At 68.8% G+C, this 12,860-nt stretch carries 9 protein-coding genes; 6 read left to right on the top strand and 3 right to left on the bottom strand.

Annotated elements, in window-relative coordinates:
- Positions 1-203 precede the first annotated feature (203 nt).
- Genes ATL45_RS29320 through ATL45_RS29295 form a run of 6 tightly spaced genes read left to right on the top strand, consistent with a single transcriptional unit; the run spans position 204 to position 7,184 of the window.
- Positions 204-1,598 (top strand): amidohydrolase, encoded by a 1,395-nt coding sequence (locus ATL45_RS29320; RefSeq protein WP_093146246.1) that lies wholly within the window; start codon positions 204-206, stop codon positions 1,596-1,598.
- Positions 1,599-1,614: 16 nt separating this feature from the next.
- Positions 1,615-2,934: a nucleobase:cation symporter-2 family protein gene (locus ATL45_RS29315; RefSeq protein WP_093146245.1), complete on the top strand. Its 1,320-nt coding sequence runs from the start codon at positions 1,615-1,617 to the stop codon at positions 2,932-2,934.
- A gap of 12 nt (positions 2,935-2,946) precedes the next feature.
- Complete coding sequence (locus tag ATL45_RS29310) at positions 2,947-4,266, top strand: nucleobase:cation symporter-2 family protein (protein ID WP_093146244.1); 1,320 nt, start codon at positions 2,947-2,949, stop codon at positions 4,264-4,266.
- Complete coding sequence (locus tag ATL45_RS29305) at positions 4,259-4,849, top strand: UbiX family flavin prenyltransferase (protein ID WP_093146243.1); 591 nt, start codon at positions 4,259-4,261, stop codon at positions 4,847-4,849. Before ATL45_RS29310 ends, ATL45_RS29305 begins: the two co-directional genes overlap by 8 nt.
- Positions 4,846-6,216 carry a UbiD family decarboxylase gene (locus tag ATL45_RS29300; protein ID WP_093146242.1) on the top strand — a complete coding sequence of 457 codons (1,371 nt, stop codon included), beginning with the start codon at positions 4,846-4,848 and terminating at the stop codon, positions 6,214-6,216. Before ATL45_RS29305 ends, ATL45_RS29300 begins: the two co-directional genes overlap by 4 nt.
- On the top strand, positions 6,213-7,184 hold the full coding sequence (locus ATL45_RS29295) for a CobW family GTP-binding protein (protein WP_093146241.1): 972 nt from the start codon (positions 6,213-6,215) through the stop codon (positions 7,182-7,184). Before ATL45_RS29300 ends, ATL45_RS29295 begins: the two co-directional genes overlap by 4 nt.
- Before the next feature lie 615 nt (positions 7,185-7,799).
- On the opposite strand, the gene ATL45_RS29285 is transcribed toward ATL45_RS29295, so the two are convergent.
- From ATL45_RS29285 to ATL45_RS29275, 3 genes are all read right to left on the bottom strand, one after another.
- Positions 7,800-9,290 (bottom strand): HNH endonuclease signature motif containing protein, encoded by a 1,491-nt coding sequence (locus ATL45_RS29285; RefSeq protein ID WP_246025615.1) that lies wholly within the window; start codon positions 9,288-9,290, stop codon positions 7,800-7,802.
- A 661-nt stretch (positions 9,291-9,951) separates the two neighbouring features.
- Positions 9,952-10,818 (bottom strand): MauE/DoxX family redox-associated membrane protein, encoded by an 867-nt coding sequence (locus ATL45_RS29280; RefSeq protein ID WP_246025614.1) that lies wholly within the window; start codon positions 10,816-10,818, stop codon positions 9,952-9,954.
- Positions 10,812-12,698 carry an ABC transporter ATP-binding protein gene (locus tag ATL45_RS29275; RefSeq protein WP_093156623.1) on the bottom strand — a complete coding sequence of 629 codons (1,887 nt, stop codon included), beginning with the start codon at positions 12,696-12,698 and terminating at the stop codon, positions 10,812-10,814. Before ATL45_RS29275 ends, ATL45_RS29280 begins: the two co-directional genes overlap by 7 nt.
- Between the last annotated feature and the right edge of the window lie 162 nt (positions 12,699-12,860).

The following is a 12,860-nucleotide window of genomic DNA, read 5'->3' as shown; positions in this document are numbered from 1 at the left end:
GCATCTCTGCATTTCCAGCGGGTAAAAGCAGTCCGGGCGAACCGGTTCAGCGCTGTTCACCGGTTGACACGACAGGTCCGACGCGCTTTACATGTTATCCACATCGCACTCGCCGGTGACCTCCCCGTCGTGGGCCTCCGTTCGGCGATCCGAATCCCTCCGCACCGATCGGGCCGCCGTCGGCCCAGGGAAGTGAGGCGTGCATGCCCGCCGTGCACGAGAAGCTCTGCGACCTGCTGCTCACCGACGCGACGGTGCTGACCGTCGACGACCACCGCACCATCCACCGCCCGGGAACGGTCGCCGTCACCGGGAACCGGATCAGCGCCGTCGGCCCGCAAGCCGAAATGGCCGACTGGCAGGGCGAAACGGTGCTCGACTGCACCGGGAAGGCCGTGCTGCCCGGGCTCGTCGACGGGCACAACCACCTCTACCAAGCGCTGGCCCGGGGTTTGGGCGAAGGACTGTCCATCGTCCCGTGGTTGTGCGACTTCATGTGGCCCTACTCCATCGCGGTGCAAGGCGCGGATGCCGTCGCGGCGGCGCGACTCGCCGCGGCCGAAGCGCTGCGGCACGGGACGACGACCGTGGTGGACAACCACTACGCACCGACCGACCTGGAAACCACTCTCGCGGTGGCCGACGTCGTCGAACGAACCGGGCTGCGCGGTGCGATCGCCCGCGGAATCGTCGGCCCCCGCACCGAAATCGCCGCGCAGCGCGGCCAGCCCGAAGAGCTGTTCCGGTACTCCACCGCGGACGAACTCGCCATCACCCGCGAAGCCGTGCAGCACCGCCCGCCCGGGTCGCGGGTCGAGGTCTGGCCCGCACCGCTGAACCTCACCTACGTTGACCAGGACCTAGTGCGTCGCAGCATCGAACTCGCGAGGGAACTCGGCACCAGCTGGCACGCGCACTGCTGCGAAGGGCGCAGCGACCCCCAGAGCTACCTCGACGCCTACCGGTCACGACCGGTGCAGTGGCTCGCCGAAGCCGGGCTGCTCGACCAGCGGGCCACCCTCGCACACGCGATCTGGCTCGACGAGACCGAAGTCGAGCAGGTCGCCGAGGCCGACGCGCGCGTCGTGCACAACCCGACGTCCAACGCCTACCTGGCATCGGGCACGTTGGCACTGGCCGAGCTGCGCGAACGCGGTGTCGCAGTCGGCCTGGGCACCGACGGGCCGAGCTGCGGGCACCGGCAGGACCTGTTCGAGTGCATGAAGCAGTCCGTCCTCGCCCAGCGGTCGGTCACCCTCGACCCGACGGCGATGCGCGCGCAGGACGCGCTCGACCTGGCCACCCGCGACGGCGCGCGCTGCGCCGGGATCGACGCCGGTGTGCTGGAAGCCGGCCGACTCGCCGACCTGATCGTCGTCGACCTCGACCGACCGCACCTGCAACCGCTCCACGACGTCGTGAGCACGCTGGTCTACGCCGCGCGCGGCTCGGATGTCGTCGTCACCGTCGTCGACGGCGAGATCGTCCAGCGCGACGGCCGCTGCCTGCGCGTCGATGAAGCATCCGCCGTCGCCGAAGCCCGGGAACGGGCCGAACTCCTGCTGCACCGCGCCGGCATGACACACCTGCTGCGCTAAGGCCCGAGGAGGAGCCATGCGATTACGCCCCAGACCTCGCAGCACCGCCCCGCCAGACGCCGTCGACACCGTCCCACCGCTGCGCCAGCTGCTGCCGCTCGGCCTGCAGCACGTGCTGGTCGCCTACTCCGGCATGGCCACCGTGCCGCTGCTGATCGGACTCGGCATCGGACTGCCCACCGAGCAGATCGCCCTGCTCGTGTCGGCGAACGTGCTGGTCAGCGGGATCGCAACGCTGCTGCAGGCGCTCGGCGTGCTCAACATCGGAGCCCGGCTGCCGATCGTGATGGGCTCGACGTTCACCGGGATCACCCCCGCCATCCTGGTCGGCAAGGACGGCGGACTGCCCGCGGTGTTCGGCGCGACGATCGTCGCCGGGCTGCTCACCTGGATCGTCGCCCCGTGGTTCAGCCGGCTGATGCGGTTCTTCCCGCCCATCGTCACCGGCACCATCATCGCCATCATCGGCTTCTCCCTGCTGCCCTCGACTTCGAAGCTCATCGCGGGCACCGACCCCACCGCCGCCGACTTCGCCTCGCCCACCCGCCTGCTGATGGCGCTGGGCACGATCCTGCTGGTGGTGCTGCTGGAGGCCTTCGCCCCGGTCGCCGTCGCGCGCTTCGCGATCCTGATCGCGCTGGTGCTGGGCACGCTCCTGGCGCTGCCGCTCGGTCTGGCCGACTTCTCCTCGGTGGACGAGGCGTCCTGGTTCGGCGCGGTGCACCCGTTCGCGTTCGGGCTGCCCGAGTTCACCATCGCCGCGATCCTGCCGATGATCATCATCCAGCTGGTGAACATGGTGGAGTCCACCGGGGACACCCTGGCCATCGGGCAGATCGCCGGGCGCGACGTCGGCCGCGACGACCTGTCCCGGGCGCTGCGCGCCGACGGGGTCGGAACCGCGTTCGCCGGGGTGTTCAACTCGTTCACCATCGTGACCTTCGGCGAGAACGTCGGCCTGGTGAGCATGACCCGCGTGCTCAGCCGCTACGTGGTCGCCACCGCCGGGGCGCTGCTGGTCGTGATCGGCCTGCTGCCCAAGCTCGGCGCCGTGGTCGCCTCGCTGCCCGGCCCGGTGCTGGGCGGGGTCGGAGTGGTCATGTTCGGCACCGTCGGCGCGATCGGCGTGAAGATCATGGCCCAGGCGGACCTGGGGAATCCGCGCAACATCCTGATCGTGGCCATCTCCTTCGGCTTCGGCCTGCTGCCGGTGGGCGCCCCTGAGTTCTACGCGAACCTGCCCGGTGTCCTGCAACCGGTGCTGTCCTCCGGGATCGCGGCCGGTGGCATCGCCGCCTTCCTGCTGAACCTGGTGCTCAACCGGCGAACTTCCTGAGAGGTGGGCGAGATGGTGCGCGAAACCCCGTCCACATCGGACGTCGGAGTGGACGACCGGCTGCCCTGGGGCCACACGATTATGCTGGGCCTGCAGCACGTGCTGGTGATGTACGCGGGCGCGGTCGTGGTGCCGATGGTGGTCGGCTCCGCCCTCGGGCTCGGCCAGGACGAGATCGCCACTCTGGTCTGCATCGACCTCGTGCTGGCGGGCATCGGCACGATCCTGCAGTCGCTGGGGCTGTGGAAGTTCGGCATCCGGATGCCGCTGGTGGTCGGCGCGGCGTCGAACGGGATAGTGCCGATGATCCTCATCGGCCAGTCGAAGGGACTGCCCACCGTGTACGGCTCACTGCTGGTCGGCGGGGTGCTGTGGATCCTGCTGGCACCGCTGTTCGGCAGCCTGCTGCGGTTGTTCCCGGCCGTGGTGACCGGGACCGTGATCACGCTGATCGGCCTGACGCTGATCCCGGTGGGGCTCCGGTTGATCGCCGGGAAGGATCCGAGCGCCCCCGACTACGCCGCACCGGGCAACCTGCTGATCGCCGGGTTCACCCTGCTGCTGGTCGTGGTGTTCTCCCGGTTCCTGCGCGGGCTGCTGGGTCAGCTCGCGCTGCTGCTCGCACTCGTCGTGGGCGCCGTCGTCGGCTGGATCGCCGGCATGGGCGACCTGGCCGACGTCGGCTCGGGCCCGGTGCTGGACGTTCCCGCGCCGTTCCACTACGGGTTGGTGCAGTTCGACATCCCGTCGATCCTGCTGTTCCTCATCGTCGTGCTGGTGCTCACCGTGGAGGCATCCGGCCAGGGGCTGGCAGTCGGTCAGGTGGTGGGCCGGAAGGTCGGGCCCGCCGAGATCAGCCGCCTGCTGCGCGTGGACGGCCTGCTGACCGCGCTCAGCGGGATCTTCAGCGGCTTCGCCTACACCACCTTCGGGCAGAACATCGGGCTGATCGCGCTGACCAAGGTCCGCAGCCGCTACCCGGTCGCGGTCGGCGGCGTGATCCTGGTGGTGCTGGGCGTGGTGCAGCCGATCGGCCGACTGGTCGCGGCGATCCCGCAGCCGGTGATCGGTGCGGTCGCGGTGGTCACCTTCGCCGCCCTGACCGTCTCCGGCATCGAGTTGCTGTCCGAAGTGGACTTCAGCCGGGCCGGCAACCTCGTGGTCGTGATGGTCGCGCTCGGCGTCGGGCTGGTGCCCACCGGCGCACCCGACTTCTACCACCAACTGCCCTTCGTCGCGCAGGTCTTCCTGGACAGCGGCGTGGCGACCGGAACAGTCCTGGCGGTGGCCCTCAACGCCCTGTTCCACCTGCGGAGGCGGCCGGATGCGTGACCGACTCGTGGTGGGCGTGACCGGGGCCAGCGCGCCGCACCTCGCCATCCACCTGCTGACCGCGCTGCGGCGGATCGACGAGGTCGAGACGCACCTCGTGATGTCCCGCGCCGCGCACCGCACCATCGAGCTGGAGACCGGTCTCCGGCCCGCCGACGTGGCCGCCCTGGCCGACGTCTGCCACCAGCGCGGTGACATCGCGGGCAGCATCGCCTCGGGCTCGTTCCGCACCGCGGGGATGGTCGTGGTGCCGTGCTCGATGAAGACGCTCGCCGGGATCGCGCACGGCTACAGCGACGACTTGCTGACCCGCGCCGCCGACGTGTGCCTGAAGGAGCGCCGACGCCTGGTGCTGGTCACCCGCGAAACACCGCTGAGCCTGGTGCACCTGCGCAACATGACGGCGGTGACCGAAGCCGGGGCGGTGGTGCTGCCCCCGGTGCCCGCCTTCTACCACCGGCCCGAGTCGGTCGACGACCTGCTGGCGCACCTCACCGGCAAGGTCCTGGACCAGTTCGGCATCGACCACGATCTCTTCCCGCGCTGGCAAGGCCCCCGTCGAGAGCAAGGAGCAGTCCGGTGACCCCTTCCCCGCGCCAGGACGCGCACGTCTTCTTCGCCGAGTACCGGCACGCGCACCCGGAGGACGTCGTCGTGGTGGACGAGCCGGTGTCCGCCGTAGAGGGTGTGACGGGGCTGATCTACGAGCTGACCGCACGCGGCCGGGACGAGATGCTGGTGTGCAACGAGGTCGACGGTGTCGCAGCACCGGTGGTGACCAATGTCTTCGCCTCCCGCCGCCGGATCGCCCGGTTCTTCGACGCCGAGCCCGGGCAACTGCACGAGGTGTACCAGTCCCGGGCTTCGCGGCTGATCACCCCGCGCGTCGTCGACTCCTCGCCGCTCGTCGAGGACGCCGAGGTGGACCTGGCGACCGTTCCGATGTTCCAGCACTTCGCCTCCGACCGGGCGCCCTACATGACCAGCGGCATCGTGGTGGCCGAGGATCCCGACACCAAGGTCGGGAACATGAGCTACCACCGTTCGATGGTGCACTCCCCCGCTGAGCTGGCGACGAGCCTGCACTCGCGCGGCGACCTGTGGCGCCTGTTGGCGAAGTACGCCGAACGAGACGAGCCGATGCCGGTGGCGGTGGTCATCGGCGGGCACCCGCTGTTCATGCTGGCGGCCTCCGCCCGCGTCCCCGCGGATGTGGACGAGCGCGCCGTAGCGGGCGGACTGTTCGGCGAACCGCTGGACGTGGTGCGCACTCCACGGCACGGGATCGGTGTACCGGCGTGGGCGGAGTACGTGCTGGAGGGCACCATCAACCCGCGACGCCACGCCGAGGAGGGCCCGTTCGGCGAGTTCTCGGGGTACTCGTCGCACCGGTCCACCAACAACGTGCTGCGGGTCGAGACGGTTCTGCGACGCGAGGACGCGCTGCTGGTGGACGTCGCGGGTGGGAACACCGCGGACCACCTGAACCTCGCGCGGGTACCGCGGGAGTCGGAGCTGGCGGAGAAGCTCAAGGACCGCTTTCCCGACGTCACCGCCGTGCACTACCCGACGTCCGGCACCCACTTCCACTGCTACGTGGCGTTGCGCGAATCCCGGCCGGGCCAGGCCCGCCAGGTGCTGCTCGGCCTGCTCGGCTGGGACCCGTACGTGAAGACGGCCGTCGCCGTGGACGCCGACGTGGACATCACGTCTGACGCCGAAGTGCTGTGGGCGCTGGCCACGCACTTCCAACCGCACCGCGACCTGTTCGTGGTGGACGGACTTCCGGGATCACCGCTGGATCCTTCGTCGGATCCCGGTGGCACCACGTCCCGGATGGGGCTCGACGCGACGCGCGGCCCCGACTTCGCCGGCGACCGGATCGTGGTCTCGGCAACCGCACGCAACGACGCCCGCCGCCTGCTGGGCACCGATGGAGGACGACGATGAGCAAGATTCCCGTGACCGTGCTGACCGGCTTCCTCGGCGCTGGAAAGACGACGCTGGTCAAGCACATCCTCACCGCCGAGCACGGGCACCGCATCGCGGTCATCGAGAACGAGTTCGGCGAGATCCCGATCGATGACGCGCTGGTGCTGCGCTCGGACGAGCAGTTCTTCGAGATGTCCAACGGCTGCTGCATCTGCTGCACGGCCCGGACGGACCTGATCGACATCCTGCGGAAGCTGATCGAGCGAAAGGACAAGATCGACCGGGTGCTGATCGAGACGACCGGTCTGGCCGACCCGAACCCGGTCGCCCAGACCTTCTACATCGATGAGGAGATCAGCGAGCACTTCGCGCTGGACGCGATCGTGACGCTGGTCGACTCCAAGCACATCGGCCAGCACCTGGATGGCGCCGGAGTCGGCCACCAGGCCGTGGACCAGATCGCCTTCGCCGATCGGCTCCTGCTCAACAAGATCGACCTCGTCACCGAGCCCGAACTCGCCGCGCTCCGCGAACGCCTTCGCGGGATCAACGCCACTGCCGAGATCATCACGTCCAACTACTCCAAGGTCGACCTCACCGACATCCTCGGCGTCGGTGCGTTCAGCCGGATCGTGCATCCTGCTTGGCTCGACGAGCAGGAGCACTTCCACGATCCTGCTGTGAGCTCCGTCGGGATCGAGCTCGACAGCGCTGTCGACGGGGATCTCGACGAGGGTGCACTGCGGGCGTGGCTCGGTCGGCTCACCGATGAGCACGGGGACGATCTGTACCGCTTGAAGGGCGTTCTCGCTGTTCGGGAGGATTCTCGGCGGTTTGTGCTTCAGGGGATTCATCGGATCTTCGAGCTTCGTCCCGCTGAGCCTTGGGGGCGGGATTACCGGGGTAGCAAGGTTGTCTTCATTGGGCGTGATCTTGATCCGGCTTCTCTTGTTGATGGGTTGCGGACTTGTGTTCGTGCTTCTTGAGGGTGCTTGGTTTCGTCGTCCTTGTTCGGGCTCGTCTTTGGTTCCACTGTTGAGTTTTCAAGGTGCGTGCTACTGATGTTGTTGTGTTGTGGTGGGGGTCATCCCCGTGGTTTGGGGGATTGTGGGGGCTGTGGTCCGGATGTCAAGCCCGGCCTGGCGGCCGCCCCTTCGGGGTTGGCAGGCTTGACATCCGGACCACAGCCCCGTTTTGGCTTTATGTCACGGGGATGACCCGGTATGGAACGGACCCCGGCCATCTTGGACACCTTGCGGGAGCGTGGTGGCCGAGGCCGTTACTGGTTGAGTGGTGGGTTGCTCCGTCACCGGCAGGTGGTGTGCGGGGTTGCCGTGCCGCGCGGGCTGGCCGTTGATCGCGGGGTTGCGGCGGAGAGCAGTGGTGCTGGCCGTTGCCGGCTGGGCGGTGGTGGGTCGGTTCGTCATCGGCGGGTTCCCTTTCTTCCTTGGGTTTTCGGGGTTTTGTGGTGTGGGTGTCGTGGTGTTCGGGTGTTGGTGGTGGGTTGAGGTCGCCTGGCGGCGTGTCGTGCTTCCGGAACTGTCGGCTGGCCGGGAGGTGGGCAGGGCGGGGTACCCCACCCAAGGGGCCGGGTGAGGTGATCAGGTTCTCGCCAACGGTGGAGCCTCTGGCGGCCCGCTCTCCGGTGATGTGTTCAGGCGGCGGAGGGCGTGGCGGTGTGTGGCGGGTTGGGCTTTCCCGCCAGACCGGGGTGTGCGTGCCGGGTCCACGTTTGCCGGTGGTGTGAATACCGGTCGGCCGTGGTCGAGTTGGATGTGCCAGTGGTGGTTGTGGATGGTGCGGTGGTGATGGGCACACAGCATCACCATGTTCTCCACGCTGGTCGGTCCTCCGTCGACCCAGTGCACGATGTGATGGGCCTGCGGCGTTCCCGCCGGGTGATCACATTCCGGGAAGGCGCAGACGCCGTCGCGGGCCAGCAGCGCGGCACGGATATGCGTCGGTGCGGTCCGCTGCGAAGCACCCACGTCGAGAGGAAGGCTGTCGCCGCCGAGGACCATGGGCAGGACCTCGCAGTCGCAGGCGATCCTGCGGATGGTGTGCGGGCTGAGGTACTGGCCGGTGCCTTCCAGCATCCCCGCCCCACCACCAGCGGCGGTGATGATCTCGCCGCTGGTGCCGGTAGTGGCGGTGGTGGGGAGCTGGTTTTTCAGGTCGGTGTAGTCGATGGTGACCGTCAGGTGCGGCTTCTGCCCACCGGTGCGGGGCATCCCGTCGGTGTCGAGCACGAGGTCGAGCAGGGTCGACAGACCGTCGGCGTTGCGCTGCCCGACCGTGCGGGGGTCCTTGATCCCGTCGGTTTCCGGGCGCGGCGCGGCCAGCGGGCGCAGGGCGGTGACGAACTTCGCCCCGGTCTCGCGGTCCAGACGGGCCTTGATCACCAGCATCCCGTCACGAGCGGTCGCGTAGTGCAGCTCGCGGGACTCGAACTGGGCCTGCTCGTCCGCGACGGCACCGTCGGCGTCGAGCATGTAGCGCACCCGGTCGGCCAGCTTGGCCAGATCACGGGGGCATTGGCGGCAGGCGTTCTCCACCAACAACCGCTCCACCTCACCGGCACGGTGCTGGGCGTGCTCAGGCAGCCGGGACACACAGCGGGAGATCACCCGCGCGTGCTCCAGCCCGATCACACCCTCGGCCAATGCCTCCCCGGTCGCCGGGAGCGCAACCTCCGGCCCAGCGACACCAGCAGCGACGTCAGTGGTGGACTCGGTGGCCTCACCGGTGTTCGGCGCGGTGGTGGCGGTGGCGATACGGACTCGGTTCGTGGCGTCCTGACCGTCGATGTTGAGCAGGTTCTTCAGCCACACCTGCGTCGAGCGCACACCACGAGCGGCGTGCAGGCGGCGGCGGTCGGCTTCGGCGATCAACCGCAGCTGCTGCATCCGCGCCTGGCGGATCTGCCGTTCCACCTCGCCGATCCGGGTCGCGAGTTCTGCATCGGAAAGGGAGGTCACCGCGGGCGGCCACGACCCGCCCGGCGTGGGTGCGTCCCACGCGGGCCAGGCGGGCACGACCGCACCCGCGCCAGCGGCGGGCGTCGCGTCCTGGGTGGTCATCAGCGGTGTCATGCATCAATTCTCTCAAGAATCGAACGTGGTTTCGAGCGAATAACCGTCCCACAATCAGGTGATCACAACACGGCTCAAACACGAAAATCCTTATCTGGGGCCAGAATCAGTAAGTATTCGAAGGGCATTGCTCGGCGTGTCGTTGGCATTCGCCCATGCCGAAACGTGAATCCGATACTGTCCTGTTAGGACCTTATTGGTTTCCGCTGCTGCGTCGACGACTAAGGCTGGCCGGTCGGTCGGTCGACAGCCAGACCCCAGAAGCCCAAGCCGCCAGCCCGCACACTACGGCGACCCGGCACGCGACCAGCCGGTGACGGAGCCATCCACCACTCAACCTGAAACGGTCCCGGCCACCACGCTTCCCGGAAGGTGTCGTGTCCAAGATGGCCGGGGTCCGTTCCATACCGGGTCATCCCCGTGACATAAAGCCAAACAGGGGCTGTGGGCCGGATGTCAAGCCTGCCAACCCCGAAGGGGCGGCCGCCAGGCCGGGCTTGACATCCGGACCACAGCCCCCACAATCCCCCAAACCACGGGGATGACCCCCACCACAACACAACAGAAAAAGCCCCAACCACCCACCCAACAGCCACCACACCACCCCAGCGCCCCAGCGCCCCAGCGCCCCAACCACAGCGAACGAAACGACAACCACAGCTCAAAGCCCAACATCACCCAGCAACGCAGCCAACTTCTCCGGTCGATCAACCCCACGATGCGCCAAGATCGAACCAGACGAATCGGTGAGCACAGCGTAAGGCGGCCCAGGAACACCGTTGGCCTCGAAAACCTCCGGCCCGGTCACCAACGGCAGATCGCTCCCCTGCCCGTCGAGGTAGCCCCGCACCTCCCCGAACTCGCCGGAACTCACCAACACCACCGGCACCCGACCGACCACCGCCCGGAACTCGGGCAGCATTGCCCGACAAGCACCGCAGAGCGGCGAGATGTAGGCGAACAGCACCCGATCACCACCCCCGGCAAAGTCCGAAACATCGGTACCGATCTCGAACTGCCTCCCCACCACCGGCGCAGCCGGTTGAGCATCCAAGCGCGAAACAAGCGCTGCCACCCCGAACACCACCCCGGCAAGGAGCGCAGCTCCGAGCAACTGCACCGGCTCGAACGACAGGCCCGCACCGAATCCAGCAAACAACGCAAGCGCCAGCAGCAGCCCAGTACGTGTCAGCGAACCCGCACCAACCCGTTCCGAGGTCTGCAAGCAGCCACAAGACACCCGCATCCCACGGCGCAACACACTGCCCATGCCGATCAAGAACGCGCTGAACAGCACCATCGCGAGCGCTGATCCCCATACTCGCGTCGGCGGCACTGCCAACAACACCGCACCCAGCAGCTCCGCCCCGACCACCGTCCGCGCAGCCACCGGAACCAACCCACGAGCCAGGATCCGGTAACCGGCGACTGCATCGGAGAACCGGGCGAGGTCGCGCAGCTTGCTCACCGCCGCGAAGGCCAGCACTCCCGCCACGGCCAGCGCAGCCGGGGCCGACCAGCTCAGCACGCCGAACTCGGTTCTCGGTACGCAGCCGCCTGGAGCTCGTAGAGCTGGGCGTAGCGGCCTCCGGTGCGCAGCAGGTCCGGGTGTGTGCCCTGCTCGACGACGCGGCCGCGGTCCAGGACGTAGATCCGGTCGGCGTAGCGGACGCTGAAGAGGCGATGCGAGATCAGCACCACTGTGCGGCCGGCCGCGTGGTGCCGGATGCGCTCGAACAGGGCGTGTTCCGCGCGGGGGTCCAGGGCCGAGGTCGGCTCGTCGAAGATCATCACGTCCGCGTCGCGGTAGAAGGCGCGGGCGATCGCGATGCGCTGCCACTGGCCGCCGGAGAGCTCTTGGCCGCCTCGGAACCTGCGGTCCAGCAGGGTTTCGTAGCCGTCGTCGAGCCTCGCGAGCACCGCGTCGGCTCCCGCGGCGCGCGCCGCTTCGGCCATGCGCTCGTCGTCGCGGGGCCGGCCCATCGTGATGTTCTGCGCCGCGGTCAGCGGCCAGCGCGTGTGGTCCTGGGCAATCACCGAGATGCGTTCGCGCAGCGTGTCGCCGTCGACGTCGGCCAGGTCGGCGTCGTTCCACCGGACCGTGCCGGAATCCGGTGCGTACAGGCCTGCCAGCAGCTTGGCCAGCGTCGTCTTGCCCGAGCCGTTCTCGCCCACCAGCGCCACGATCTCACCGCGCTCGACCGCCACGCTCACTCCGTCGAGCGCGGGCGTGTCCGCTCCTGGGTACGTGAAGCGCACCGACTCCGCTGCGATCCGGCGGAACGGGTCGAGCCGAGCGGTGCGCTCGGGCGGCACGAACCGCTCCGCCATCGCGCAGAACTCCAGGTAGTCTCCGAAGTACAGACCGGCCTCGTAGAGCTTGTTCACCGACTGCACCAGGCTGGCCAGGGACGACTGGCTGGCGCGGATGGTCAGCACCGCGGTGCCCACCACGGCCAGCGGCAGGAACCCGAAGGCCAGCATCAAGCCGAGCGTTCCGTACACCGCGGCGAGCGCGACGCCGCCGAGCAGGTCGCCGGTCATCCGCGTGGTCGCCCGCTGCCAGGCCACGTCGAGCTCCACCCGCTGCTCGTACTCGGCGATGCGGTCGTACTCGCCGAGCAGGAAGCGGCGCAGCGTGAACGCCCGGACCTCCGCCGCGGGCGGCCGCTCGGCCATCAGGTCGGAGAGCAGGAACTTGCGCCGCCGCGCGGTGGAGACCCGGCGGAATGCCGCGTAGCGCATCCGCGCCGACCGCAGTGCCGCCCAGGCGTCCGGCACCGCCGTCACCAGCAGCAGCGGCATCAGCGCCGGGTGCAGGACGCCCAGCGTGACCGCCGCGGAGAGCACGCCGATCGCTCCGGTGAGCACGTTGACCGTCATCTCCACGACCGTCGCGGAATCGGGCACGCCGTTGTCCCGCGCCCGCTGCATCGAGTTGTGGAACTCCTCGTCGTCGAACGCGGTCAGCTCGACCCGAGTGGTCAGCCGGAACAGCCGGGTCTCCGCCAGCCGCTCGACCTGCGGTTTCAGCCTTTCCTGCGCCCAGGCCGCGACCGCCAGCATGCCCGCCCGCAGCGCGGCGGCCGTGCCCACCAGCAGCAGTGCGGGGATCGCCGCGCGGACGCGGTCCGCGGTCGCGCCCGCCGCGAACAGCGACTCCAGCACGTCGTTGGTGGCGAGCAACCCGAACGCGGTGAACAGGCCCGCCAGCACGGTGAGGACCAGCGCCGCCGCGGTGTCGGTGCGGCTGGCCTGCCAGGCGACGCGGATCGCGTCGTGGACCAGCGCCGGCAGTCGTCGCGCGATGGCACCCAGGCCCGCGGACAGCAGCTCCTCGTCGTGCGCCTGCCAGTACGGCACGACGAGATCGGCCGGCTCGGCCGCGGTGCGCCGTCGCCACCTCATCCGAATCGACCGGTTTCCGGACATCCTGCCGGGCAACGACTTCGCGCCATCACGTTCGAGAAGTTAATCCAATCAAGGGAGATCTGTAAACCGGCGTTGTTCCTCCGTTTGGCCCTAGGTCTGCGAAACCCGGTGTGCCAACAATGCCAGGGGGTTGCACTG

The organism is Saccharopolyspora antimicrobica (assembly GCF_003635025.1).
Taxonomy (GTDB): Bacteria; Actinomycetota; Actinomycetes; order Mycobacteriales; family Pseudonocardiaceae; genus Saccharopolyspora; species Saccharopolyspora antimicrobica.
The sequence above is the reverse complement of the archived record's forward strand: the minus strand, read 5'-3'. Positions and strand labels throughout refer to the sequence as shown.

What these genes read in the sequence shown, in the direction of transcription:
- ATL45_RS29275 (WP_093156623.1), bottom strand. Translation starts at nt 12,698, where the DNA reads ATGAGGTGGCGACGGCGCACCGCGGCCGAGCCGGCCGATCTCGTCGTG.
- ATL45_RS29285 (WP_246025615.1), bottom strand. Translation starts at nt 9,290, where the DNA reads ATGACACCGCTGATGACCACCCAGGACGCGACGCCCGCCGCTGGCGCG.
- ATL45_RS29295 (WP_093146241.1), top strand. Translation starts at nt 6,213, where the DNA reads ATGAGCAAGATTCCCGTGACCGTGCTGACCGGCTTCCTCGGCGCTGGA.
- ATL45_RS29320 (WP_093146246.1), top strand. Translation starts at nt 204, where the DNA reads ATGCCCGCCGTGCACGAGAAGCTCTGCGACCTGCTGCTCACCGACGCG.
- ATL45_RS29305 (WP_093146243.1), top strand. Translation starts at nt 4,259, where the DNA reads ATGCGTGACCGACTCGTGGTGGGCGTGACCGGGGCCAGCGCGCCGCAC.
- ATL45_RS29315 (WP_093146245.1), top strand. Translation starts at nt 1,615, where the DNA reads ATGCGATTACGCCCCAGACCTCGCAGCACCGCCCCGCCAGACGCCGTC.
- ATL45_RS29310 (WP_093146244.1), top strand. Translation starts at nt 2,947, where the DNA reads ATGGTGCGCGAAACCCCGTCCACATCGGACGTCGGAGTGGACGACCGG.